General features: G+C 68.3%; 29 protein-coding genes. 26 read left to right on the top strand and 3 right to left on the bottom strand.

Going from position 1 to position 25333, the window contains the following annotated elements; translation table 11 throughout:
* The first annotated feature begins 16 nt into the window (after positions 1 to 16).
* From GV790_RS11245 to GV790_RS11130, 24 genes are all read left to right on the top strand, one after another.
* Positions 17 to 1345 carry a phage portal protein family protein gene (locus GV790_RS11245; RefSeq protein ID WP_175585860.1) on the top strand — a complete coding sequence of 443 codons (1329 nt, stop codon included), beginning with the start codon at positions 17 to 19 and terminating at the stop codon, positions 1343 to 1345.
* Complete coding sequence (locus GV790_RS11240; protein WP_163813305.1) at positions 1339 to 2742, top strand: head maturation protease, ClpP-related; 1404 nt, start codon at positions 1339 to 1341, stop codon at positions 2740 to 2742. Before GV790_RS11245 ends, GV790_RS11240 begins: the two co-directional genes overlap by 7 nt.
* Before the next feature lie 2 nt (positions 2743 to 2744).
* Positions 2745 to 3110, top strand: a complete 366-nt coding sequence (locus GV790_RS11235) for a capsid cement protein (RefSeq protein ID WP_163813304.1) — start codon at positions 2745 to 2747, stop codon at positions 3108 to 3110.
* A 24-nt stretch (positions 3111 to 3134) separates the two neighbouring features.
* Positions 3135 to 4067, top strand: coding sequence for a phage major capsid protein (locus GV790_RS11230; RefSeq protein WP_163813303.1), 933 nt, complete (start codon positions 3135 to 3137; stop codon positions 4065 to 4067).
* Positions 4064 to 4426, top strand: coding sequence for a hypothetical protein (locus GV790_RS11225; protein WP_163813302.1), 363 nt, complete (start codon positions 4064 to 4066; stop codon positions 4424 to 4426). The genes GV790_RS11230 and GV790_RS11225 overlap by 4 nt, the downstream gene beginning before the upstream one ends.
* Positions 4427 to 4428: 2 nt before the next feature.
* Positions 4429 to 4830, top strand: coding sequence for a hypothetical protein (locus GV790_RS11220; RefSeq protein WP_163813301.1), 402 nt, complete (start codon positions 4429 to 4431; stop codon positions 4828 to 4830).
* Positions 4827 to 5138, top strand: a complete 312-nt coding sequence (locus GV790_RS11215) for a hypothetical protein (protein ID WP_163813300.1) — start codon at positions 4827 to 4829, stop codon at positions 5136 to 5138. Before GV790_RS11220 ends, GV790_RS11215 begins: the two co-directional genes overlap by 4 nt.
* A 17-nt stretch (positions 5139 to 5155) precedes the next feature.
* The gene (locus tag GV790_RS11210; protein ID WP_163813299.1) at positions 5156 to 5395 is read left to right on the top strand and encodes a hypothetical protein; all 240 of its coding nucleotides are present in this window, start codon (positions 5156 to 5158) and stop codon (positions 5393 to 5395) included.
* On the top strand, positions 5392 to 5796 hold the full coding sequence (locus tag GV790_RS11205; protein ID WP_163813298.1) for a hypothetical protein: 405 nt from the start codon (positions 5392 to 5394) through the stop codon (positions 5794 to 5796). The genes GV790_RS11210 and GV790_RS11205 overlap by 4 nt, the downstream gene beginning before the upstream one ends.
* Before the next feature lie 34 nt (positions 5797 to 5830).
* A complete protein-coding gene (locus tag GV790_RS11200) occupies positions 5831 to 6361 on the top strand; it encodes a hypothetical protein (protein ID WP_163813297.1) in 531 nt (176 codons plus the stop codon).
* A 101-nt stretch (positions 6362 to 6462) separates the two neighbouring features.
* Complete coding sequence (locus tag GV790_RS11195) at positions 6463 to 6825, top strand: hypothetical protein (protein WP_163813296.1); 363 nt, start codon at positions 6463 to 6465, stop codon at positions 6823 to 6825.
* Positions 6798 to 7199, top strand: a complete 402-nt coding sequence (locus GV790_RS11190; RefSeq protein ID WP_163813295.1) for a hypothetical protein — start codon at positions 6798 to 6800, stop codon at positions 7197 to 7199. The genes GV790_RS11195 and GV790_RS11190 overlap by 28 nt, the downstream gene beginning before the upstream one ends.
* Positions 7200 to 7202: 3 nt before the next feature.
* Positions 7203 to 11060 carry a phage tail tape measure protein gene (locus tag GV790_RS11185; RefSeq protein ID WP_163813294.1) on the top strand — a complete coding sequence of 1286 codons (3858 nt, stop codon included), beginning with the start codon at positions 7203 to 7205 and terminating at the stop codon, positions 11058 to 11060.
* The gene (locus GV790_RS11180; protein ID WP_256673210.1) at positions 11057 to 11959 is read left to right on the top strand and encodes a phage tail family protein; all 903 of its coding nucleotides are present in this window, start codon (positions 11057 to 11059) and stop codon (positions 11957 to 11959) included. The genes GV790_RS11185 and GV790_RS11180 overlap by 4 nt, the downstream gene beginning before the upstream one ends.
* Entirely contained in the window at positions 11959 to 13590 is a 1632-nt protein-coding gene (locus tag GV790_RS11175) for a Gp37-like protein (RefSeq protein WP_163813293.1), read from the top strand. The genes GV790_RS11180 and GV790_RS11175 overlap by 1 nt, the downstream gene beginning before the upstream one ends.
* Positions 13591 to 13599: 9 nt before the next feature.
* The gene (locus GV790_RS11170; protein WP_163813292.1) at positions 13600 to 14649 is read left to right on the top strand and encodes a hypothetical protein; all 1050 of its coding nucleotides are present in this window, start codon (positions 13600 to 13602) and stop codon (positions 14647 to 14649) included.
* Between the two features lie 10 nt (positions 14650 to 14659).
* Entirely contained in the window at positions 14660 to 15739 is a 1080-nt protein-coding gene (locus GV790_RS11165; RefSeq protein ID WP_163813291.1) for a hypothetical protein, read from the top strand.
* Entirely contained in the window at positions 15736 to 16788 is a 1053-nt protein-coding gene (locus GV790_RS11160) for a hypothetical protein (RefSeq protein ID WP_163813290.1), read from the top strand. The genes GV790_RS11165 and GV790_RS11160 overlap by 4 nt, the downstream gene beginning before the upstream one ends.
* On the top strand, positions 16785 to 17414 hold the full coding sequence (locus GV790_RS11155) for a hypothetical protein (protein ID WP_163813289.1): 630 nt from the start codon (positions 16785 to 16787) through the stop codon (positions 17412 to 17414). The genes GV790_RS11160 and GV790_RS11155 overlap by 4 nt, the downstream gene beginning before the upstream one ends.
* A complete protein-coding gene (locus GV790_RS11150) occupies positions 17407 to 18225 on the top strand; it encodes a peptidoglycan recognition protein family protein (protein WP_163813288.1) in 819 nt (272 codons plus the stop codon). Before GV790_RS11155 ends, GV790_RS11150 begins: the two co-directional genes overlap by 8 nt.
* Positions 18222 to 18650, top strand: a complete 429-nt coding sequence (locus GV790_RS11145; RefSeq protein WP_163813287.1) for a hypothetical protein — start codon at positions 18222 to 18224, stop codon at positions 18648 to 18650. The genes GV790_RS11150 and GV790_RS11145 overlap by 4 nt, the downstream gene beginning before the upstream one ends.
* 6 nt (positions 18651 to 18656) lie before the next feature.
* Positions 18657 to 19058, top strand: a complete 402-nt coding sequence (locus GV790_RS11140) for a hypothetical protein (RefSeq protein ID WP_218586402.1) — start codon at positions 18657 to 18659, stop codon at positions 19056 to 19058.
* Positions 19059 to 19060: 2 nt separating this feature from the next.
* Positions 19061 to 20515, top strand: coding sequence for a hypothetical protein (locus tag GV790_RS11135; protein ID WP_163813279.1), 1455 nt, complete (start codon positions 19061 to 19063; stop codon positions 20513 to 20515).
* Between the two features lie 11 nt (positions 20516 to 20526).
* Positions 20527 to 20955 carry a hypothetical protein gene (locus GV790_RS11130; protein WP_163813285.1) on the top strand — a complete coding sequence of 143 codons (429 nt, stop codon included), beginning with the start codon at positions 20527 to 20529 and terminating at the stop codon, positions 20953 to 20955.
* 58 nt (positions 20956 to 21013) lie between these two features.
* Here GV790_RS11130 and GV790_RS11125 read toward each other — a convergent pair whose 3' ends face one another.
* The 3 genes from GV790_RS11125 to GV790_RS11115 all read right to left on the bottom strand — a co-directional run bounded on the left by GV790_RS11125 (position 21014) and on the right by GV790_RS11115 (position 22525).
* The gene (locus GV790_RS11125) at positions 21014 to 21379 is read right to left on the bottom strand and encodes a hypothetical protein (protein ID WP_163813284.1); all 366 of its coding nucleotides are present in this window, start codon (positions 21377 to 21379) and stop codon (positions 21014 to 21016) included.
* A 419-nt stretch (positions 21380 to 21798) separates the two neighbouring features.
* Entirely contained in the window at positions 21799 to 22062 is a 264-nt protein-coding gene (locus GV790_RS11120) for a hypothetical protein (protein WP_163813283.1), read from the bottom strand.
* 184 nt (positions 22063 to 22246) lie between these two features.
* Positions 22247 to 22525, bottom strand: a complete 279-nt coding sequence (locus GV790_RS11115; protein WP_163813278.1) for a hypothetical protein — start codon at positions 22523 to 22525, stop codon at positions 22247 to 22249.
* Between the two features lie 191 nt (positions 22526 to 22716).
* On the opposite strand from GV790_RS11115, the gene GV790_RS11110 reads away from it, so the two are divergent.
* Together GV790_RS11110 and GV790_RS11105 are read left to right on the top strand one after the other, a co-directional pair.
* On the top strand, positions 22717 to 23910 hold the full coding sequence (locus GV790_RS11110; protein WP_163813282.1) for a helix-turn-helix domain-containing protein: 1194 nt from the start codon (positions 22717 to 22719) through the stop codon (positions 23908 to 23910).
* A gap of 256 nt (positions 23911 to 24166) precedes the next feature.
* A complete protein-coding gene (locus GV790_RS11105) occupies positions 24167 to 24871 on the top strand; it encodes a DUF3800 domain-containing protein (RefSeq protein WP_163813281.1) in 705 nt (234 codons plus the stop codon).
* The last annotated feature ends 462 nt before the right edge of the window (positions 24872 to 25333 follow it).

The raw sequence follows: 25333 nt of genomic DNA, 5'->3' as shown, positions 1-25333 counted from the left end.
AGGGGAGGTGCGCGCGATGGACAAGCCGCTCACGATGCCGACAGCCGAAATCGGCTACGGCACCGACGGTCTGAGCTACGGCGCCGACTCGACGACGTTTTGGCAGTCGTCGGAGGAAACCCCCGAGCTGCGCTGGCCGCGGAACGTCCGCGTGTATCGCCAGATGGCGCGCCAGGATGCACAGATCACGTCGGTTCTGCGCGCGGTCACCCTGCCGGTGCTGCGGACGAAGTGGCGTATAGACCCGGCCGGGGCCCGGCCCGAGGTCGTCGCGCACATCGCGACCGACCTCGGGCTACCGGTCAAGGGCGGCGCCGAGGTGCCGACTCGCCAGCGTGGCCGGTTCTCGTGGCAGGAGCACCTCGCGGCGGCGCTGCGCTGCTTGCGGTACGGGCACGCGTTTTTCGAGCAGGTGTACCGAGTCGGCGACGACGGGCTGTACCACCTGCGCAAGCTGGGCCCGCGGTTGCCCGAGACGATTTCCGATATTCAGATCGCCCGCGACGGCGGATTGCTGTCGATCGAGCAATACGGATTCGGCGAGGCGGCGCAGGCTACCCGGATTCCGGTCGATCGGCTCGTCGCATACGTCGTCGACCGCGAGGGCGGCGACTGGACCGGTAACTCGCTGCTGCGACCGGCCTACAAGCATTGGCTCATCAAGGACCGTTTGCTACGCGTGCAGGCGCAGACGATCGAGCGCAACGGCATGGGCGTGCCGGTATACGAGGCGGGCCCGAACGACGATCAGCGCCAGCTCGACGCCGGAAAGAAGATTGCGCAGAGCTACAAATCCGGCCAGGCGTCGGGCGCGGCCACGCCATATCAAGCCAAGCTCCGGCTCGCCGGCGTCGAGGGCAATCTGCCCGATGCGAACCCGGCGATTCGTTACCACGATGAGCAAATCGGGCGCGCGGTGCTCGCCCACTTCCTGAACTTGGGCACACAGACCGGTTCCTGGGCCCTCGGAAGCACGTTCGCCGACTTTTTCGTCATGTCGTTGCAGACGGTCGGCGAAATGGTGCGCGATACGGCCCAAGCGCACGTCATCGAGGATCTTGTCGACGCGAATTGGGGCACGAATGAGCCTGCGCCGCGTCTGGTGTTCGACGAAATCGGCACTCGGCAGGCCGCGACCGCCGACGCGCTGAAAGTCCTCGTCGATGCCGGGCTCATCACGCCCGACGAGGCGCTCGAGCAAGCGGCACGGCAGGACTACGGATTACCCGCGAAGGATCCCGACGCTGTCGACACCCCCGAACCTGCTGCCGCGCCCGCGCTCGCGCCCGTCGCGCGGCGCGCACGTGCCCGAATCGAGCCGAATGGAGCGCTGACGCTGTGGTGAACACACCAAATCGCGGCCGAGACAACGAGTCTCGCGACCCGTGGTACCGGATCAAGAACAGCGGCGGCCGTGGGATGAGCGCCGAGGTGCTGATCTACGACGAAATCGACCCGTACTGGGGCACCTCGTCGGCCACGTTCGCGCGTGACCTCGCGCAAATCGACGCCGAGGCGATCACTGTGCGTATCAACTCGCCCGGTGGCGACGTCTACGAAGGCCTTGCGATCCTCAACTCGCTACGCGGGCACCGCGCGCGAATCACGGTCGTTGTCGATGGGCTCGCGGCGTCCGCGGCGAGCTTTATCGCCATGGGCGGCGACGAAATCGTCATGGGCCGCAACGCCGAGATGATGATTCACGACGCGCGTTCGTGGACCGGCGGCCATGCCGACGAGCTGCGGAAGAAGGCCGAATACCTCGACAGGGTGTCCGACAACATCGCCTCGATTTATGCCGAGCGCGCGGGCGGCACCGCCGAGCAGTGGCGCGAAATCATGCGCGCCGAAACGTGGTTCTCGGCCGCCGAAGCAGTCGCGGCCGGCCTCGCCGATCGTGTCGAGGCGGCGCCCGCCGCCGAGCTCGCGCCGGTCGCTCGGTTCGACCTCTCAGCTTTCAACTACGCGGGGCGCCGCGCCGCACCCGCGCCAATGACCCCCTCAGCCACCGAGGCCGAGGCCAACCAGAAGGGATCGCGCATGACTGCACTCGCCGCCATCGCGAAGCGCCTCGGCGTCGCCGAGGATGCCGACGAGGCGACCATCACCGCGGCGCTCGACGCCGCGATCGGTCGCCCGAAGAACATCGACCCCGTCGAGCTGCCGTACACCCCGGCCGACGTCGATTTCGTGCGAGTGCTGGCCGACGTCGGCCCGGCGCTGCTCGAGGCCGCGAACGCCGTCGTATCGGACGGCAAGTCGACCGACGCCAAGGCCTTGGCGCAGCCGATCGTCGACAGCTTCCCCGATGCCATCGAGACCGCGAACGAGGCGCTCGAGGCGTGGGGACAGACCGCGCCACCGGAGCAGCCCGCCGAGACGCCGGCCGCGCCCGCCGCCCCGGCTGCCGCGACGGCCAAGCTGCCCGATGGCGTCGTCGCAATCGAGTCGGCCGCGCTCGCCGAGCTGCGCACGCAGGCCGCCCGCGGCGACCAGGCCCGCCGCGAGCAGGAACGCGCCGAGCGTGTGGCTGCGGTCGACAACGCCGTGCGCACCGGTCGTATCGCGCCCGCGCAGCGAGAGAACTGGATTGCGCGACTCGAGAAGGACCCGAGCGAGGCGTCGGTGCTGGCCGCGCTCGCGCCGGTCTACCCGGTCGGGGCCGAAATCGGCCACGCCGCACCCATTCACGACGACAACAGCGACGACGTTTACGACGCGCTGTTCGGAAAGGACGCCTGACCATGGCCGAGCACACCCCAATTTTCAAGCCCGGCGAGGCGATCACTCGCAACACCTCGGCCGCGGTCACCGGCGGTCAGCTGCTGATCGTGTCCGGTAACAACACCGTCGCCCCGAGCTCGGCCGCCTCGGCCGCGTGGCTCGGCGTCGCCGCCTACGATGCCGCGTCCGGCGCGCCCGTCACTGTGCTGTCCGGCGGCGTGCACGAGCTCACCGCGTCCGGCGCGATCGCCGCCGGTGCCGCCGTGATCCCGGCCGCCGCTGGCGCGGTCGCGACCATCGGTTCGGAAACCAACTACGCCGCCGTCGTCGGCGTCGCCCTCGCGGCGGCATCCGGCGGCAAGGTCCTCGTCAAGCTCGCCCGCTGATTCGGGAGAACAGGAAGAAACGCTATGCCGTACACCTATCCGCCCGCGGCGCCGACCATTTCGGGCGACAACGTCACCATTTCTCGGTTCCTGAAGGAACCGAACCTGATCGCGCGGCGCCTGCGCGAGCTCGCCGAGCAGCGGTTCATCGCCGACGTGCTGCTGTCGGGCCGCTACGACGCTGTCGGCGGGTCGATCGCCTACGAACAGGGCGAGTCGATCTACTCCGACCGTGCACCCGAGGCCGTCGCGCCCGGCGCCGAGTACCCGCTGACCCCGATCACCGAGGGCCCGGCGCAGGTCGCGAAGACCGTCAAGTGGGGCCGCGATACCGAAATCACCGACGAGGCCATCGCTCGCCGGAAGATGGACCCGGTTAACCGCGCCCTCAAGAAGATGGTTAACCAGATGGTCAAGACCATCGACTCGGTTGCGCTGGCCGCGATCGCATCGCAGGTCACCCAGACCTCGGCCGCCTCGGCGCCGTGGGACACCGGCACCCCAACGATCCTGCGCGACGTGCTGCGCGTCGTCGCCGAAATCCGGGCGCTCAACGAGGGTTACGAGCCCGACATCATCGTCGTCGACGACCTCACCTGGGCCAACGTCATGTCCGACGACAAGATCGCGTCCCTGCTGCGGCGCGAAGACGGCATGGCGCCGGTCTACACCGGCAATTTCCCCGAAATCGGCGGTCTGCGATTCCTGCCGACGCCGAATCTGCCGGTGGCCGATACCGCACTCGTCGTCGACTCGACGCAGCTCGGCGGCATGGCCGACGAGAAGCTCGCCGGACCGGGCTACGCCTCGGCCGGTGGCAGCATTCCGGGCGTCGAGGTCAAGAGCATCCGGGACGAGGACAAGGACCTGTACCGGCTGCGGTCGCGTCGTGTCACTGTCCCGGTCGTGCTCGAGCCGCGCGCGGCGTGGAAGATCACCGGTGTGGTGACGCCGTGAACGTGATCGTTACGGCGCCGCTGGTCGTCGTGCCCGACGCCGCGGGCAACCTGCGCTATTTCTACCGCGGCGCAGTCATCGACGAACTGTCCGAGCGCGACTACGACCGGCTCATCGGCGACGGCATGATCGTCGACGCCGCCGCGGCCGTGGTCGGTCCGGCCGTCGAAGCTGAGGGCGGCGCAGCCGAGGGCGGCGTCGGCGAGCCGCCCGAGAGCCCGTCCGGCGAGCCCGTGCCCGAGCGGCCGAAGCAGGCCGCACCGAAAGAGGCATGGGTTGACTATGCCGTGCTCAATGGCATGACCGCGGCTGACGCCGAGGCCATGACCAAGCCCGAGCTGATCGCGAAGTTGGCGTAGTCGTGCCGCTGCTCATTGTCGACGAGGTCATGCGTGGTTGGCGCTCGCTCACCGATGAGCAGCAAGCCGACGCGCAGCTGCTCATCGACGCCGCGGTCGCATGGGTGCGCGACCCCGAGCGCCGCCCGGACATCGCCGACGACGACCCGGTCGGAAAACGGGTCGTCCTCGAGGTAGTACGAGCGGCGCTCGCGGCGGGCCCTGATTTCACCAATCACGTGTCGTACGCCGACACCATGGGCCCGTGGTCGACCTCGGGAACGCTGGCTACCCCGGCCGGCGTGCTGATATTCAGCGAGGCGCACGAGCGCATGCTCGGTATCTCGTCGGACCCGGTGCCGCGCGGCGATTTCGGCGACCCGTGCGACTACCGGTACCCACCAGCGGGCGCGGTGCTGCCGTGATTACGGTGATCCGTCACCGCGGCGGCGGCATGGATGACGACGGCAACCCGATCCCGTCGACCGACACCGAGCTTGCAGCGGTCGCGGTCGCGCCAGGCGCGAATCCCGACTACCTCGACCGCGGCCGGAATGGGCAGCGCGTCGAGTGCACGGTGTATTTCTCGCCCGCGGTCGACCTCGTCGGCACCGACGAGCTCACCGTCGACGGACAGCGCTACTGGGTAGCGGTCGAGCAATGGCGGCCACGCGCCGACCGGCCCGGCCGCCGCACCGGCACGCTCGCGCTGTGCAGCAGAGGGGAGGGGTAGCCATGGCACCGCCTCGCGTGCGGCTCAACCACCGCAACATTGAGAAGCTGCTCAAATCCGATGCGTTCGCGAACCTCGTCAACGATGCCGCGATCCGCGTCGCTGCGGCGTCGGTCAGCGACAACGTGCACGTAGACCGGTACACCACCGACCGCGGCGCCGCCGCTGTCGTGGTGCCCGCCGAGGAGCAGGCGCGCGACGGCGTGCTGACCCGCGGTGCGGCAGCTGCCGGCCTCGAGGTCAAGCAGAAGCCGTGAAACCGCTTCGGCTACCGGCCGACCCGGCCAAGGCGGCGAAGAATCACCTTGCCGCCGTGCTGCCCGCAATGGTCGCCGCACCGTCGCCGACATTCGGCATGGTCCTGCCCGCCAATTGGTCGCCGTCCAGCCCGCCGGCGGTCGTCGTGTTCGACGACGGCGGTTCGGCGCGGTGGCCTGTCGAAACGCGCCCGCTGCTGCGGGTGACCGTGTGGACGAACGGCCGCGACCGTGGCCGGGAGATAGCCGGGGCCGCCCTCGGCGTACTGCTGTCGCACCGCATCGCCGGTATCGCGACGATCACCGATCCGTCCGGGCTGCTCGAGGCTCGCGACTCAAACAACGCCGGGCAAATGACCTCGTTCACGGTCCGCGCCCGTTCTCGCACTCTGCCCGCCTGATTCGGGCCGAGCACACACACAAGGAGGTGCCGTCATGGCACGCGATCCCGATAACGTCAAGATCTGGTCGGACGCGAGGGTATTCCTTGCGATCGGCGAAACCCGGCCCGCCGTTCCGAGCGACGTCGACACGGCGTTCGATACCGGCTGGGAAGAGGCCGGAATCCTCGACGGCGAAGACGGTTTCGGCGAGGAACGCTCGCAGGACGAAAGCGAGTTCTTCGGCTGGGGCATCGGCCTGATAAAGGTGGGCGGCCGGAACTACGGCCTGTCCCGGACGTGGTCGCCGCTCGAGGACAACCCCGTCATTCGGGGCCTGGTCTGGCCGGGCTCGACCGACATCAAGCTGAAGCTTCCGAAGCCGGTCTACCGCTGGATTGCGTTCGAGACCGACAGCGATTTCGGCGACCGCGAGCGCCTCATCGCCACCAAGCGCGCCCGCATCTGGGTGCCGGCGAACAACCGCAACGAGTCGGACATCACCAAGTGGGAAGTCCAGACGAAGTTGTTCGCCGACGGCACGGGCGACGTGTTCGACCGCCAGATCCCGGCAGTCACCCCGTAGCGGCTGCCGCCGCTGGCGGCGCGGTTCCTGTGCGGGTTCACCGCGCCGCCAGCACCCCTCACTCACTGATGAAACCCGCATGCATAGAGAGGAACCCGCACATGTCCAACAACAACCGTCGCCGCCGTCCGCGCCCCGCAGGAGCGCCCGAGCCGCGCGACCACCAAGCGCCCAAGTCGCCCGCACAGCGCGAGGCCGAGGGCGTCGACACCGTCAATGTCCACTGGCGCGGATTCAAGTTCACCGTGCCGTCTCGGCCGGAACTGTGGGACTACTGGGCCGTGTCGCGTCCGCTGTCGCAGAACAACTACCCCGAGACCTGCCTCGGGCTGCTCGGTCCGCGGCAGGCGAGCCAGATTCACGCCGCATACCCGCAGCTGACCAACAAGGACGCCGCCGAGATGTTCGCCGAGCTGTTCAACGCCATTGCTGAGGCGTGCGGGTTCGGCAACTCGGGAAACTAACAACGCTGCTGGCGCTGATCCGCGATCACGAGGACCAGCTCGAGGCGGACCTTGCCCACCACTGCAACGGCCTGCGCTACACCGACCGCTGGCGCTACGACGAGCACGGCGTGCCGCTGCTGACGTTGCGCGAAATCTGGGTCCGAATCCAGCAGCTACCCGGCGATTCTGAGCTCGTCATGCTCGGCAACGACGGCCGCCCGCGGTGGTCGGATGCCGATTTCTTGCTGTCCGACATCGTGCACGTTCTGTCCGGCAAGCCGCACCCGGCCCGCCCGAAACCGCGCAAGCGGGAACGGGAGACGCCGCGGCGTGCCGCGCTGCGTCGACGGCGTATCGCCGAGAAGCGCAGGCGTGAAGCCGAAGGGGGGTAGTCATTGACTGAGCCGATTGCCTATGCGGCGCTCCAGGTCATTCCGTCGCTCGACGGCGTGCAGGGCGCGATCGACGGGCAGCTGACGGGCCCGCTGGTGTCGTCCGGCCGGTCGGCCGGACGCGCCGCGGGACGCGCGGTGGCGTCCGGGCTCGAGGCGGCGCGGGCCGAGGTTGCGCGTGCCTCGCAGGCGCTCGCCGCGGCCCGCGACAAGGAAGCCGACGCCGCGGGCAAGATCCGCGTCGCCGAGGCCAAGCTGCAAGAGCTGCGCGCCAAGGGCAACGCCAGCGCGAGCCAGCTCGCCCGTGCTGAGGAAGCGCTCGCCACCGCGCAGCGCAACGGCGCCCGCGCCTCGGCCGCCCGCCAGCGCGCCGTCCAGGACCTCTCCGACGCGCGGGTGCGGCTGGCGAACGCCACCGACGACGCCACCGAGAGCGAAGGGCGTTTCTCGGCGGCGCTGTCGGGGCTGCGCGACCGGCTCGGCACCACCACCAAGGAGATGGCCGCCGCGAGCGCCGCCGCGGCCGGCATCGGTGCCGCGATGGTGGCCGCGTCGACAGCGATCGAAACCGAGTCGCTCAACGACAAGTTGGCCGCACAGTTGGGCGCCTCGCCGAAGATGGCCGCCGAGTTCGGGCAGATCGCCGGCAACCTGTACTCGCAGGCCTACGGCGACAGCCTCGGCCAGGTAAACGACGCCCTCAAGAACGTTTGGCAGCAGGGCCTCGTCGCCGAGGATGCGGCTACCGCCGAAATCGAGGCCGTCACAGCCTCGGTGCTCGACCTCTCAAGCGCGTTCGACGAGGACGTTTCCGCTGCGGCGGCGGCTGTCGGAACTCTGCTCAAGACCGGCCTCGCGCCCGACGCGCGATCGGCGATGGACACCATTACCCGCGGGTTCCAGGAAGGCGCCAACAAGGGCGGCGACCTGCTCGACACGTTCATCGAGTACCCCGCATTGTTCCAAGCGCTCGGTCTGTCCGCGACTGAAGCCACGGGCCTACTCGCGCAAGGCCTCGACGCTGGCGCATTCAACGCCGACAAGGTCGCCGACGCGCTCAAGGAATTCCAGATCCGGGCGACCGACGGCAGCGAGACGTCGAAGGCCGCTTACGAGGCACTCGGGCTGTCCGCTGAAGAGATGACGGCCAAGATCGCCGCCGGTGGCGCGGGTGCGCGCGAGGGGCTCGACACCGTGCTCGACCGGCTGCGCGCCATGGAGGACCCCGTAGCGCGCAATGCCGCCGCGATCGGGATCTTCGGCACGCAGGCCGAGGACCTGGCGGGGGCGCTGTTCGCGCTCGACCCGTCCGCGGCCGTCGACAGCCTCGGCAAGGTTGAAGGCGCGGCCGCACAGCTCGGCACGACCCTGTCGGACAACACCGCGACCAGCGTCGAGAAGATCAAACGGTCGATACAAACCGAGCTCGGTGAGGCGCTCACCAATTCGGTGACATGGATCCAGAACAATGAGAACGTCGCGAAGGGCCTCGGCATCACCCTCGGCGTGCTCGCCGGCGCCCTCGTCACGGCCAAGGTTGCAGCGACCGGATACGCCGTCGCCCAAGGCATCATGGCCGCCTCGACCGGCGCGGGAACTGCGGCGCTGACCGCGAATTCGCTTGCCCTCGGCGCCTACACGGTCGCGACGGGCGTCATTCGAGGCGCGACGATGGCATGGTCGGCGGTGCAGTGGGCGCTCAACGCCGCGCTATTCGCGAACCCGATCGGCGCCGTGGTGCTCGCCGTCGGCGCGCTGGTCGCCGGAATCGTGGTCGCCTACCAAAAGTCCGAGACTTTCCGCAATATCGTCGAGGGCGCGTGGAACGCCATACAGACAGCCGTTTCGTTTGTCTGGGAAAGCGTGCTAAAACCGTTTTTCGGTTGGTGGGGCGACCGATTCGCCGACGCTGGCAACATCGTTACCGGCCTCGCCGACAAAGCGCGCGAGGTCAAGGACCGGATAGTCGACGATTTCGGCAAGCTGGTCGGATTTATCACCGGCCTGCCTGGCAAGGTGAAGTCTGCCGCCTCGGGATTGTGGGACGGAATCACTGACGGATTCCGAACCGCGCTGAATTGGCTCATTTCCAAGTGGAATAATTTCCGGCTCGGATTCGATTTCACTATTCCGGTTATCGACAAACACATTTCGTTCTCGATCGACACTCCCGACCTGCCGCTGCTCGCCAAAGGTGGCGTCGCAGGGCGCACGACGGCGGGGCTGCTGTTCGGGCCGGGCACCGGCACCTCGGACAGCATTCTTGGCGTCGGCGCCGACGGTATCCCGACCGCGCGCGTATCGGCCGGTGAGGGCGTCGTCACCGAGGACGCAATGCGCCGCGGCGGCGCCGAACTCGTTGCCGCACTGAACCGCGGATGGACGCCCCCGGCCGAGTGGCTACACGGGATGGTGCGCGGCGGCGCCCGCCTGGCGCATGGCGACTACGACGGGTCGCTGAACCGCCTCGGCATCACCGAGGATTCGCCGATCGTGGCCGCGGTGCTCGGCCTGCGGTCGCTGCTGCACGAGGGCAACTACACGGGCAACCTGCGCGATGCGTTCGGCGTCGAGGAGGATCACCCGCTGGTCTCGGCCGCCCTTGGTGGGCACTCGCTGCTCGCCCGCGGCGACTACGACGGCCGCCTGCGGCAGTTCGGCATCGAGGAAGATAACCCGCTCGTCGACGCCGCGATCGGTGGCGGCGCCCTGCTGCGCGGCGACTACCGCGCGAACCTGCGCCGCTTCGGAATCCAGGAAGACGACGCACTCGTCGACGCCGGCCTCGGCCTCGGCGGGCTACTGCGCGGCGACTACACCGGCAACCTGCGCCGCTTCGGAATCCAAGAGGACAACCCCGCGGTTACTGCGGCGCTCGAGGCGCGCCGATTCCTGGCGTCGCTGCCCGGTTTCGCCGGTGGTGGCGTCGTGCCCGGCGCCGGGTCTATGACGCCGGTGCAACAGGGCATGTGGGAATCACTGCGTAATGCGTTTCCCGAGGCGCAGTTGACCTCGGCCACGCGCACAGCTGACGTGGGCAGCGGCTACGACTTTCACATGCAGGGCAAGGCAATTGATATTGCCGGGCCGAATATGGCGGCAATGGCCGATTGGATCGCGAGCAATTACCCCGGCTCGCTCGAGCTCATCCACGGAAACGGATTCAGTCGCAATATCGACGAGGGCAAGAACGTCGGCGACGGCATGAGCTTTTTCGGTCCCGACACCATGGCCGGACATAACGACCATGTGCATTGGGCCATGGCCTCGGCGCCGTCGGTCGGCACGGTCGAGCCCGGTTCCGGCGGCGGACTCACGCCAGGCGGCACTGGTGGCGCGAGCGGCGCAGGCGCGTCGAGCCCGAGCGTTGGATCCGGCGCTGGCGGGACCTCGCCCGGTGGCGCAGCTGGCGCGACCGGCACCCGGCCGCCAGGTACCGCTACGCCGGTGTGGGTGGATAACTGGCCGAGCAACTTCGGCGCCGCGGCGTCGACGTCGACGACCTCGACGCCGGGCGTCGGTGGCACGGCGTCGGATCCGGCTGCGCCCGCGGTCGGTGGTGGCGGCGTCGAGCAGCACTACGGCGCCGGGCAAGAGCTCGCGGCCACACCCGAGCAGGCCGCCGACCCGTGGGGTGAGTGGGCCAAGGGCGTCGGCGACGGATTCCGTGGCTACCTCGAGAACAACTGGAAAGAGATGCTCAACAGCGGTCTATCCATGCTCGGAATGGGCGCCGTCGGCGGGGGCGGCAACACCTACAACATCGTGGGCCCGGACCCGCGGCAGGCGGCGATGGCTGTCGAGCGGGTGCACCGGCGCGAGGCCATGGCGTCTATGCGGCGAGGGGGATTCGGGCGATGACACTGCATCCGCTGCTGGAAATCGAGACGACGAAGGTGTGCTACTTCGGCATCTCGGGTAAGTGCTGGCATCTCGCAGGCGTCGGCGCCGGCGCCGAGGGTGTCGCGCTTGGCGACTCGCCGTCCGGGCACATGTTCGCGCCGACGAGCATTCTCGTATCCGAGGGTGCCCGCCAGGATGGCGCGGATTTCCTGCGTTCGGTGCGCAGTAAGAAGGAAATCGATTTCATCGTCGATATCGGCGGCGACACGCTGCCGCTGCTGCTCACCCGCCCGCGGCACTGGTACGCCGTGCATGACTCCTGGTTTCGCGATTGGTCGACCGATAAGCCGGGCACGCTGGCGTTCTGGACGCGCTATCAGGGCTGGCGATACCAGCAGGTACGGCTCGACTCGGCGCCCGCGCCGGTTACCGGCATAGACCCGGCGCTGAACCTGCACGAGGCCTATCAGATGGGCATTGTTGCCCTCGACCCGCTCGAGCATCACATGCCCGAGCCGTCGGTATGGGTCAACGCCGACGGGTTCGGCGAGGGTGTCGTCGTCGGCCGCAACGCCGCCGATCAGCCGGCGTGGCCGCGGTATGTGATGAACGGGCCGGGCCGGTTCCATATCGGCGACCTCGGTGGCGGCGATACCCCGCGCATCGTCGAAACGCCGCCGATCCTCGAGGGCGAAACGCTGCGCATCGACACCCACCCGCGGCACCGCACCGCGCGTGTCTACTCCGACGCGCTGCCGTCCGGCCGCAATGTGTGGGGCGCGCTCGCCGGTAGGCGTTGGTTCAAATCCATTGACCCATGGTCGAGCGTCTCTATCCCGGTGCGCGTCACCGACGGCGGCAGCACCGAGTCAACGGTGCGTCTCGACGTCGACCCGCGCAGCTCGAGGCCGTTCTGATGTGGGATCACGCCGCCGAAGCGCGGCGCATGGATCGCCTCGAGCGCGAGGACGCCGAGGCGCGCCGCGACCAACGGGTATTGGTGCGCTACTACGACAAATTCCTGCAAGAGGTCGGCGAGGAAGGCCGCTATCTGTCGTTGCAGTGCACGGGGAAGGTGTTCGGTGCCGGTGGCTTGAAAATGGTTCTACCGCGCGATATCACGAACTACGACCACCTGTTTCGCAACCCGGACGGCGCCGACGCCACGATCCCGATCACCGTGAATTTCAGTGCGGGCAAGCGGTGGGACGGCTACATCACGCGCATTGCCCGCATGCGCGATCAGGACGGTACCGAGACGATCGACGTCGAGGCTATTCACTGCTGGCACCACATCGCGACGACGTGTCTGTATCCGTCACCGTTCGCGCCGATCTTGGCGCAGTGGCCGCGGCACATGATCGGTATCGGCCCGGTTCTTACGCTGTGGGCTATTTTCATGGCCTGCAATCTCATTCGGCAGCAGTCGCTTGCGTTTCCGCAGCAGTGGAGCGACGCCCCCGAGTGGGCGCGCACCGATGCACTCTGGCCGATCGCGCTCGTGCCGGTGTGGATCCCGACCGATACGAGCCCGTGGCGTGCCGCGGTCGCGCGCATGGACCAGGCCGACCAGCTGTTCGAGCCGCTGGTCGCCGATACCGGCGTGATGCTGACGGCGCGGTTCTTCCTGCCCGAGGACGGCGACGAGCAGCCCGCGCCCGATTGGTACTACCTCGACCGGCCGACGGTCGTGCTCGAGGGACTGGACAAGTCCGGCAGCGTCGGCCCGACCGGCACCCTGCTCGACGGCCTCATCTCGTTTTTCGAGGAATGGGTCGACGACACGACGTTGGTCCGGTATCCCAACTTCAACGCGCAGTCGGAATACGAAGCGGTCTACGGGAATATGGGCCCGTTCGGCACGTTCCGCGGGCTGCCGCACGTGTGGTACCTCGAGGGCGAATACTCCGGTATCGGCACCGCCGAGGTGGCGATCCACAAGCCGACAGCGATCGACGTCATTGTCGGCGGCAAGTCGCCGGGCTGGGTGAACGCCGGCATTGAGTTCGCCATGAAGAATCTGCTGTCGTGGCTGGGGCTGCTGATCGGCATGCCCGGTCTCGACGCCCTGTATCAGGGGCAGCTGGACGACGTGTTTCTCGCGTGGATGGTGTACCGCGATGCCGGTCGCGCCGAGCGCGCCGGACCGTTCGCATTCCGCGAGCTGTACATCACCGGCAGCGACAAGGCGTTCACCATGGACGGCGTCATGGCCGGGCGGCAGGGCGTGCACCAGACCCGCGGCTACGTGTCGAAAAAGGTCACCGTCGACGCCGCCGGCGGCCCGTACACGTTCGGCCGCGATTTCGACCTCGGCGACCAAATCGGGTTTCAGCTCGACGAGGACATGCTTTTCACCGACATCGTGTCCGAGTACACGTTCACCGACGACCGCACCACCGCGGCGCACCTCGAGCTCACCATCGGCGACGGCAGCGACGAGGAAGACGCGACGGTGAAGGCGTGGGGCCGCATGGGCCAGATGGCCGGCGCAATCAAGCAGCTGTTTACCGACGTCGGCGCCGACCTCGACCTCATCATTTTCTAGGAGCCCGCATTGCCTGACGTGTCGTTTCCGGCGCGCCTGGTCGTGACCCGCGAGGTCACCGACGACGGCCTGCCCATACTCACCGCAACCGTGATCCCGGTCGAGTCCGCGGCATCGCTGCCGCTGCCCGCAGGCCCGCCCGGACCACCCGGACCGCGCGGCGCCACGCAATCGACATTCCGTAAGTCCGGCGAAATCGCGAATGCGGCAGCGCGACCGACCGGCCTCGGCCCGGAGGATCGCGGCCGCTGGTGGCATCGCCTCGACACCAACGGCATGGACGTCTGGACCGGTACGGCGTGGCAGCACTCGCCCGACGCCGTCGGCCCGCAAGGGCCGACGGCGTACCCGAACACGATCGCGGTAACCACGGTGCACAATCCGGCGCTCACCGTGCCCGCGGTGAAGTTCACCGGCTCGGGTGCCGATCAACAGTTGTCGGTCACCGTGCCTGCCGGGCTCCGCGGCCCCGCGGGGCCGTCGGGATCCTCGGGCGCGATCACCGAGGCGACCGATTTCGATGACACGATGGGCCCGACACAACGCAGCATGTTCGGGCTCAACGTCGGCGCCCGCAAGTGGCGCCCGCTGCCGCCGCCGAACGGATTCGGACCGTGGTCGTGGTACGGAAGTACCGATTTCAACGCGGCCTCGGGCAACGTGAACGCCGCCAAGCTCACCGCCGGGCAATTCACCATCCCGGCGCTGCCGTTCCGCTGGCGCCCGCTGGCATGGGCGCAGCTCGAAATCTACTGCCAGAACGGCCACAACAGCCACGCCGTCGGCTACGTGCGACTCAACAACAGCAACGGCGTATCGGTCGCGCACGGCGCCGGCGCCCGCCTCACCGGTCAGTACTTCCAAGTCGCGATGGTGCCGACGTTCGGCGACGAGGGCACCAAGCCGCTCGGACCGTCGTCGACCTACGCCACCGTGCCCGCGAACACCGAGGCGACGCTCGTCGTCACCGCCGAGCGCGTCGGCGGCACCAACTCAGCGGCCGAAATCGGCTACAGCGTCGGCCGCGCCTCGCTGGTCGTCTGGGCGATCCCCGCATAGGAGGTGTGACGTGTCCACTGTCGGCGAGTATTTCGAGTCGACCAACCTGCGCGGCCTCGACGAGGGACTCGACCGCGACGGCATCGTGCAATCGTTCGTCGGCACCCCCGCCGATGGCTCGCTCGAGCTGCCCACCGGCCCGGCCGGACCCGACGGCGAGCAGGGCCCCGCAGGCTGGACGATCCGGCACGAGGGCGACATCGCCGATGACACTGCGCTGCAAGCCCTCGCGGCCACGCTGCGCCCGGTGCACGCCGGGAAGGCATGGCGGCTACTCGACACGAACACGCTTATGGTGTGGAACGGGCGCAGCTTCGACGCGCACCCCGACGCGTTCGGCGCCCACGGACCGGCCGGCGAGGCGAACACCCTCACCCTCGGCACCGTGACGACCGGCGCGGTAGGCGCAGACCTCGAGGTCACCATTTCCGGCACCCCGCCCGCGCAGACCGTCGACCTCGTCGTGCCGCGCGGCGTCAAGGGCGTCGACGGCCCCGAGGGATCACCGGGCCCGCTTCGCCTGTCGACCGACTACGACAACACCCCGGCCCACATCGACGGCATGGTGCCGCTGTGGTCGGCCTCGGCGGGCAAGTGGGTGCCCACCCCGTACCCCGGCTGGCGCGGCCCGTGGACCATCCTCGAGGGGCAGGCGTGGGACGGCGGCGCCGGATTCGCCGCCTCGCAAACCAACGTCGCCACCTCGCCGAACACAATCGCCATCGTCAACGTGCCCGCGCAGGATTGCGATTGGCGCCCGCTGGTGCTCGGCGCCGCGGTGGTGCGAACGATCGTCACCGACACGTCGGTTCGCGTCGACCTCGAGGCGCGCCTCGGTGGCGCCGACGGCCAGATCCTCGGATTCGGTGCCGGTATGGGCTACGCCGTCGACTGGGCGAACGTGCTGCAACCGCACTACGCAACCGCCGCGGTCACCCCCAGCTCGGGCGTCGGCGTCGTGGCCGCCGGCGCGCCCGCGCAAATCTATATCGTGCTGCGCCGCAACGTCGGCAGCGGTAACTACACCTACACCCGCACCTCGGCGCACGTCGCGGTGTGGGCCGTGCCAGTGACAGGGGCGCCAGCATGACCGGCGAAATCGTCTACGAGGCCGACATCCGCGTGACCATGCGCGGCGTCGACGACCCCGTCGGGCTGCCCTACACGGTGAACCCGTTCGAGCTCTACGACCGCGAGGCGCTCGTCGAGCTGCGCGAAGGACCGCGCGGCGAGCTCGGCCCGGTCGGCCCGTCGTCGTGGCCGTGGGAATGGCGCGGCGACGCCGCCGATTTCGCGACGCTGCAAGCCCTCAACCTCGGATACGACGAGGCCGGGCGCGCGTGGCGCGTCGTCGCCGAAAACGCGATCTACCTGTGGACCGGCATGGAATGGATTCGGTTCGACGACGCGTTCCAGGCACCGGGCAAGCGCGGCGCCCCGAACGCACTCGTCGGCGTCGGCATCGCGGGCCCGACCGGGTCGACCGCGTCCGCGCAGATCACCGGCACCGCGCCCGGCCAGACGCTCGCAATCACGTTCCCGCGCGGCGAGACCGGCGACCAGGGCCCGCCCGGCGAACCGGGCGCCATCTCCGACGCCGAGGACGTCGGCGACCTCGCCGGCGCCCGGCAAGACTCGGTGCTCGCCTGGCGCACCCCGCCCGGCGAATTCCAACCGATACCGTCGCCGCAGTTGCTCGGCCCGTGGGCGATCGCAGGCGGGCAGTTCTCGGGCGGCTCGAATATGGCGACCTCGCCGAAAGTGCTCGCCACGATGACGCTGCCCGCGCAGCCGATCGCGTGGCGCCCGATCGTGCTGTCCGGGAACCTCGGCATGCAAACCCATGTCGCGAGCCTCAACGAAAGCCGAGTCGATATCGAGATGCGCCTCGGCGCCATCGACGGCGACCTCATCGGCTACGGCATCGGCATGCCCGCGGCGAACAACTACATGGTGCTCATGTTCCCGCGCTACGAGTACCCCACCGAGCCGGGCGCCGCGCACGGCGTCGTCTCCGCCAACCAAACCGCGAGCCTCTACATACTCGCGCGCCGTGTCATCGGATCGCGGAACTACACCATTGCGACGGCAGGCGCACAGCTGCTCGTAATGGGCCAACCACTACGGGAGCAGCCATGAGCGAAGAGAACGACGGCCGCGAGGTCGTCGAGGAAATCATCACCCCCGCCGGACGGCAAGCCCGTGCCGGCGCATACGAGCCGAGCAGCGTCGACGGCGTCGAGATCACCGAAAAGTTCCGCGCGTTTCTGCGGCAAGTTGTGGACGGGCAGCTGCCCGACCTCGGCGACGTGCCCGAGGTCGACCCGCTCGTCGCCGAGCTCGCGGCCGAGCTGCTCGTCGTCCATCTGCCCGAGTGGCGCAACCCTGCCGGGCGCGTGCTCGCCGGTCCGACCACCGTGCCGATACCGCAGGCGCCGCGCCTCGCCGCCTACCTCATCGACCGCGGCTGGATACGCGACCCGTCACGCGAGCGGGTGCGCTGGATCCCGACACCCGGCGGCCTACCCGGCCCGTACGACCAGGGCCTACACATCCACCCCGACGAAAACGGGGAATGGCCGGCGCCGGACCCCGAGCAGTTCTACGACCTCGACGACATCAAGGTCGAGCAACTCAACAGCGGCGAATGGTCGGCGACTCATCCGCGCGGAATTGCGTTCCAAGCGTCCACCAAATCCGAAGCGTACGAGGGCATCGTCGGCCGTCTGCGCGCGAAAATCGAGGAGGCCAAGAACAATGCCTGACCCCGTCTGGCTGCCCGAGGTGCTGCGCGCCGAGGGCCTCGAGGTGCGCGAATATTCCGGCTGGCGCGATCGCGGGCACGGAGATTTCGGCGAGATCTGGGGCGTCGTCGCGCACCACACCGGCAGCTTCGGCGCGACCCCCGGCAGCATCGCCAATCACCCGCAACTCGGGTTGTGCTCGCAGCTCCACCTCGGCAGCGACGGCGTGTACACCGTCGTGGGCGCCGGAATTGCATGGCACGCGGGCGAGGGCTCGTATCCAGGCCTTCCCCGTAACGCCGCGAATCAGTACACGATCGGGATCGAGGCCGCCAACGATGGCGGCGGCACCCCTGGCCGCCCGCACCGGTCCTCATGGTCGGACGCGCAGTACAACGCCTACGTACGCGGCGTCGCCGCGATCCTGCGCCACCTCGGACACGACGCCTCGCATGTGATCGCACATCGCGAGTGGGCAGGCGCCGCACAGGGCAAGTGGGATCCCGGCGCCATCGACATGACCATTTTCCGCGCCGATGTGCAGAAGGCCATCGGCAACCCGACAGCCGGAAGGGGCGAGGGCACCGTGTGGGGCGAGATGTTCGAGAACTTCAAGAAAACGAAGGTCAGTTACGGCACCGCGGTCTACTACATCGACGAGGCCGTGAACCAGATTCGCGACCAGGTCGCCCGCGGCTGGAAACAGCTCGGCGTCAACGACAAGGGCGAACCGCTCACCCTCGTCGACTCGCAGGCCGCGCAGAACGCCACACTCGAGCGCATCGAGGCCCGGCTCGCCGCGATCGAAACCAAGATGGGCGGCAAGGCATGAGCCGCAACGTCGTCGACCTCGTCACCGCCGCGGTCGTCGAGCGCCTGCGCGCCGAGGGCATCGGCCGCGTCGACGACATCGTGCGTGCCGCGCAGGCCGACGCGCAGCGGCGCCTCGACGAATTCCTGCGCAGCCTGCCCACGATGGCACTGCCCGAGCCCGAGCCGGTCGACACCAAGGCCGACGCGAGGGAGCGCGCCGGGCGCACCGCACTGCAAGGCGCCGCCGCAACCGTGCTCGTCGCCGTCGTGCTCGCGATCGCCGGCGTCATCAGCGGCGACGGATTCGATGTCACATCCGGGGGCGACTGGAAAGCAGTAGCGGGCGCCGCAATCGCGGCCGTCGTCGCCACTGGCGCGGCCTACGTGCAGCGCCTCGTCAAGCCGCCACGGTCGACGGATCGTGGTGCCGAGTACCGGGAGTGATCCCCCATGACAACAGCGCATATCAGGAGGGATGACGTGCTACTCGAAATCGGCGCCGCGCTCGGCACCCTCGGCGTCGGCGGCGTCGGCGTCGCCCTCGTCAACGGGATGTTCAGTCGTCGCCGCAACCGGTCCGGCGTCGAACTGGACGAAGCGACCGCCGATCGGGCCCGCGCCGAGGCCGTCGACGTGCTCACACGCGCGGCGTCGGTGCTCGTCGACCCGCTCACCAAGCAGCTCGACACCGTGACTCGTGAGCTGGCCGCCGTGCGTGCCGAGAAGGCCGAGGAAGGCGTGCGTCGGCGCGCCGCTGCCGCGCAACACGCCGCTTGGGACGAGCAGGTAGCCGATTCGCTGCGCGCCCTCGGCGAGGACGTGGCGCCGCCCCCACCGTTGGAGGACATCTAGACATGGCTGATCTGGCACCGCTCAAGCACGGCAAGGTCGTCGGCCGCTTCCTCGCCAACATCGCCGACGGCCCCGATATCGGCGACACCCCGGAATTCGCGCCGCTGACGGGCTCGCTCACGTTCACCGCTGCGCCGCCGAAAGTGCTCGTGCCGACCGCGCAGCCGGATCCGGCGACGTTCGTGCAGCTGCCGACGCACTACGTGTGCGCCCTCGACCAGTTCGGGTACGTCACCCACCGCGGGAACCGGGGCGTGCGGCTCGTCGCGCCGACCGCCGAGGTGAACCCGACCGGCTGGACGTGGAAAGTCGAGTTCGACCTGTATTTCGAGGACGAGCGCGTGCCTATGGCGCCGTACTGGTTCGAGGTACCCGAGTACGTGCCCGGCCCGGACCCCGAGGACCCGGACGAAGGATCGACCGGGCTCGTCGACCTCGCCCTCGTCTCGCCCGTCCCCGCCAGCAACGGCGAGGCCGTCGTGCGCGGACTCAGCGTCGTCGACGTCAACCTCGTCGGCGACGCGCTGGTATTCGTGCTCGACAACGGCGAGAATCTGGACCCGGTCACCGTGCCGCAGATCGCCGCCGCACAGGCCGCCGCCGACGCCGCGGCAGCCAGCGAGGCAGACGCCGAAACGGCGGCGGCGTCGGCGCAGGCCGCGGTCGACAGCTTCGGGCTGACGGTCGGCACCGTCACCACCGGCGCGCCGGGTGACCCCGCCTCGATCACCATCACCGGCGGCCCCGAGTACCACCTCAACGCCGTGTTGCCGAAGGGCGACACCGGCGACCAGGGCCCGCCGGCGCCCGACGCAACCGCCAGCGTAAAAGGCCTCGTTCAACTCGCCGGCGACCTCGGCGGCACCGCGGCGGCGCCGACCGTGCCCGGTCTCGCAGGCAAGGCGCCGGCGGTGCACACACACCCGGCCACCGACATCGTCGACTCGTCGGCGGTGGGTCGCGCGGTGCTCACCGCGGCGAATGCGGCCGACGCGCGCACCGCGATTGGTGCCGGAACCTCGAGCCTCGCCCTCGGCACCACCGCGGGCACCGCCGCCGCAGGCAACGACGCGCGCCTGTCGGACACCCGCACCCCGACCGTTGGCACCGTGCCGTATGACCTGTCGATCGTGGTGTGCGGCAAGGACACTACACGCGCGGCCGGTGTGGGCGACTTCCCGTTCGGCATCAAACTGCAACGGGCAGCGACGTTTACCAGCATCACCGTCCGCGCGAACACTGCCGACGCGTCGGGCAACCTCGTCGTCGAGCTGCGCAAGAACGGTGCCACGGTCTCGGGCACCAGCACCAGCGTCGCGGCGGCGAATCAGGTCGCCGGCGGCACGTCGTCCGGATCGTGGGCGTTCGCCAAGGGCGACATCCTGCTGCCGTACATCACCGGCGTGGGCACGACACCCGGCAAGGGCCTGATCGTCGAAATCGAGGGGCTGGCCTGATGCCCTGCATAGTGATCCAGACCCCCTCGGCGGTGCTCGCCGCGATGGGCATGGACAAAGCCGGGACGTTCGCGATGCCGACCGGCGGCACAGGCCTCATTCAGGGATGGGCAGCCCGGTCCGGGTTCCCGGCCACAGCGATCGCGAGTGATACATCCCTCGTCGCCAACGGCATCGGGAACGTGACCGTCCAGGCGCGCATCCAACTGACAGGTAACTGGGTGAACGCGTCCCTGCCCACGTTCCGGGTGCTGAAAAACGGTGTCCAGATCGGACAGGTGCAGATCGGGTTCAACAGCAATGCGGCGACGTTCTCGCCGATGGCGACGAGCCTGGCCCCCGGCGACACGCTGGACATGCAATATGTCATGCCCTCGGGCCAGTCCGGCACCGTCCAGCAGGGCGCGGCAGCGACGTACCTGTACTACACGCTCGCCTGATTCACCCCGAACGAGAAGCGCCCCGGCCGTCTGGCCGGGGCGCTCTTTTTCGTTGGCGTTATGCCGCTGGACACTTCGCCGATGTGGTGTCGAACGTGCTGCCGCCCGCCTCGAGGCCGACCTGCGCGGCGCCGAGGTTCCCGATTGCGAACCGCCCGTTGCCGAGCCGGGCGTCGACGGCCGCGGTGCCGCCGGTCGAGCAGTTGATCTCGACGTGGTAGCCGCCCTCGGGCAACCCCTCGTTCTGCGCGACTATGTCGTCGAACACGGCGCGCAGCTGCTCGGCGTCGTCGAAATCGACCACGGCCGTAATCACATCGCCGTCGCGGCTCGACGTGTACGCCGGCACCGAGTCCTCGCCCCCACCGGCGAGGGCACCGGCGACGACGATTACGAGGATGAGCAGCAGCACGGCGCCGGCCACGCCGTATATCCATTGGTTGATCTTGCGGCGCTTGGCGGCCGGGTCCTGTTGGGTCACAAATCCCCCTCGGGGTGCGAGTCTGGTCGATCAGTGATCGGCGCCACGGCCCTAGGCGTTAGCGTGCATCGCGCAGAACGCCCCCGGCTGGGCATTGCCGGAGGCGTTCTCGATTTCGGTGCAGATCAATGCCATGGCGTACGCCGCTGAGGGCGAGGCATTCCCGCCTCGGCCCACTTCGAGAGTCGATCGGCGAATTCGCGCACATCGCGGGCGAGCCGATTGTCCTCGGAAGTCTGTGCGTAGGCGGCGATCGTCAATGACTCTGTGTACAGGTTATTTGCGGCCGCCAGGGCGGCGATGCGACGTCCATCTGAGACCACGTCGGGCGGTTGAGTCATCGGTGCGGCTTTCTCTGCGGGCTACGGCTGGTCGCGCTGCGTTTGTGGCTCATCGGAAGCTGATCCGTCCGGTCCGGGCTCGAGCATGTTCACCCCCTCGCGGTCGCGCACAGAAATCGGGGCAACGTCGATGATCGGGCGGTCAATTCCGGCCGGACCGGCCGCGGCCTCGAGCACGTCGGCCAGCGAGACACGATCACCCGTCCACCCGTCCGCGTAGACAGGCGACCAACTGCCGTCGTCCCACTGCACCCACGATTCCGGGGCGTCCTCGGGCTCGGTCACCGCGCCGCCACCAGCCGTAGGCGCGCTGCGCGCAGCCGAGCACACGTATCGAACGTGCAACCGATACGTGTGTGGATGCCGACAATTCCGTGAGCGTGCGGCTCGGTCATCTGAGCCGGAACCTCGTGGCAGTGTTCGTAACTCGGATCGCCCCGCCGCGCGGATGGTTGCAGCGTGGTGGACGTCATCGCACGAATCGCTCGACGCGAGGGTCCGGCACGATGTGCCCGGCCGCGACCAGCGTTTTGAATGCGGCGCGTTTCTCGGCGCAGTCCTCGAGGGTGCGCCGCCGGTACAGCTGCATCACGTCGTGGGCCCGCTGGACCGTCATCCGCGGTAACGGCTCTGACCTGAACTTGAGCTCGTCGTCTCGCTCGACGAGCCACGGCAACACGAAGATGGTGCCAACGATCAGCACGCCGACGGCGCCACCGACTGCCAAGGCAGCCACATATTCGGCCATTGTTTCCCCTGCTTTGTTGGTTGTTGGGTACCGCCCGGCGCCGGGGATGAGGGGGCACGCGCCCGGCGCCGGGGGCTGATTGTGACGCTAGGTACAGCCAGTGCTACGCGGGTACCACAAGGTGTATTACTTTCCGGCGAGATTGCCGGTACCGTCGAGGTTCAGGGGAATACCGACAAGAGACGGTCAACATGGATGACGAAACGATCGGCGACCGTATCCGCCGATTCCGCGGCAAAGCTCTTACACAACGCGAACTCCACGAGCGGTCCGGCGTGAGTATCGCCCTGATCCGGGCACTCGAGCAGGGCACCAGGACCGGCGCGAGCATCGCCTCGCTACAGAAGATTGCGCGCGCGCTCGACGTCGATATCGCTGACCTTGTCGGCAAGCGCTACGGCATTCCGTCCGGCGACCCGGATGCCGGCGTCGTCGCAATCCGTCAAGCGCTCACCTCTGTCGACGACCTCATCGACGACGGCGATACTGAGCGCGCGGTCACGGTCGACGAGGCGCGCCGGTCGGTCGACTACGCATGGGGTGCGTACTGGAACGGCCGGTACGAGACTCTGACCGCGATCCTGCCGCCCGGCCTCGGGCAGCTGCGTGCTACCGCTCACGCTGCGCAGGCCGCAGACATCCCGATCGCGCACGAGCTGCTCGCGCGCATGTATTGGGTCACCGGCTGCACGCTCGTGCACATGGGACAGACCGACTCGGCATTCATGGCCGTCCGGCAGGCGCTCACTGCGGCCGAGCGTGGAAACGACCCGCTGCTCGCAGCAACCCTGCGGGGTTCCGTTGCGTGGCAACTGCTCGTGCAAGGCCGCTACGAGGAATCGCACAAAGTTGCTCTACGTGCGGCGGCAGGAGTTGAGCCGACCGGCACGGCGTCGGACGCTCACCTCGCCGTCTACGGCTCGCTTGTCCTGCAAGGCGCCACCGCGGCCGGACGAAACCAGAGCACGGACGAAGCGTTGACCCTCGCCAACGCCGCGGGCGAGGTAGCTGACCGCGTCGGCGCCGACACCAAGCACTACGAATGCAATTTCGGCCCAAGCCAAGTCGTCATGCAGACCGTCGATATCAACGTCTCGAGCGAGCGGTACCCCGAGGCATTGACGGCGGCGCGCGCGATGCCGAACCGGGCGACCGGGCTCACGCAGGTATCGCAGGCGCGGCACTTGCTCGACAAGGCCGCGGCGCTGGCGCGAATCGGCGAGTATCAGAAGGCGCTCGACATGCTGCTCACCGCGGAGCGTGTCGGCGGGCCCGAGTGGGTGAAATACCAAACCCTACTGCGCCAGATTGTCGCCGAGCTGCTGGACCACGACCGGCGTGCCCCGTTGCGCGCGTTCGCGGACCGCATCGGGGCACGCGGCTAACCTCTACTCGGGCTTTTCGTCGGGGCGGAATCGGCCGATCCAGTCTTGCCACGCTTCGATCGCTTGCTCGGTTGGCGGGCCGAGCTCGACCAGGGGCGGCTCGTATATCTGACACACGGCCACATGCCCTGAACAGGGTGCTGCCGAACACGACGAAGATCACAACTTACCCGCCGCCATCTAGTTGTCCACAAGCTGTCCACAGGAGCCCTAAAGGTCGGGCCGTGTTGTCCTGTCGCAGTGCAATACTCGTTGGGTGCTGCTGGCATACCTTGATGAGTCGTACGACCGAGGCGAGTACTGGATCTCGGCTGTCGTTTGCCCCTCAACAGAAGTCTTGGGCCTCGCGGCTGGCCTTGACCAAGTGGTAGCTAAGGCTGCCCAAGCATGGGGCGTCGATGCTCGTGCAGAGTTGCATGGCAACGATCTCGTGCAAGGCAAAGGTGACTGGAGCGGCATGGCGACTCAGATTCGTGCCCGAATCGGCATCTACCGCGACGCATTCGCGGCCATTGCTGCCACTCCTGGGCTGAAGCTGATTCTTCGGGGCGTCGACCGCAAACGGTTGGAGGCTCGATATGTCAGCCCATACCATCCGCACCGGGTGGTGCTTGAACATATCCTTCAGCGTCTGAACGATTACGCCGCTGTTCAACAGCAGCCAGTCCTCGTGATCGCTGACGAGGTCGGAGACCACGACTCGCATCGCAAGAGCCTCTGGGAGTACCAGCACATGGGAACCGGCGGATACTGGGGAACGAAGCTGAAGAACGTTGCGGATACGATCCACTTCGCCCCGTCCTGCGACAGTAGGCTGGTGCAAGCGGCTGACCTCGTGTCGTACCTGCACTTCAGGATGAGGCGGACGCCCATCACGGACGAACGCGCGAAGAAGGCGAACGAAATGCTGTGGTCGAAGGTTGAGCCTAGGGTCCACTCGAAGCATATTTGGTGCCCGTGATGCACGACGACCCCGCAGCGGGCGGGGTCGAAGGCTAATCGGAATCCGTGTAGGGATGTCCTGACAACAAAGCTAGCACGGGTTGGACCGTTCGGCAGTGGCTTGGACCACTCCGGCCCGTTTCGCCTCGATCACGATCTGGCTGCGTCGAATCTCTACTCCCGTTACCTCACGCGCAGGTCGCGCCCTCTGGGACGGAGAGCCGCTGTCGACGGCTCCATCCCCGTGGACGCCGTCCACGAAACGGGCTATCGTTGCCCCGACCACACCCGACGAGTCCCGACAGATCCCGACTAACCGCAGGTCGCAGGCATGTAACAGTAGGCAGCGTGGGGCACCCGTAGGGGTTCGATTCCCCTAGGCTCCACAACTTCCGCAGCAGGTCAGATGGCATTTCCGGCCGTCCGTCCCGCTCGTGTCCACGAGTCGCGTCCACGAAAGTGGCCGCGCACAGCGGTCCAC

It is taken from the genome of Nocardia cyriacigeorgica (genome assembly GCF_010858045.1).
GTDB lineage: Bacteria > Actinomycetota > Actinomycetes > Mycobacteriales > Mycobacteriaceae > Nocardia > Nocardia cyriacigeorgica_E.
The sequence above is the reverse complement of the archived record's forward strand: the minus strand, read 5'-3'. Positions and strand labels throughout refer to the sequence as shown.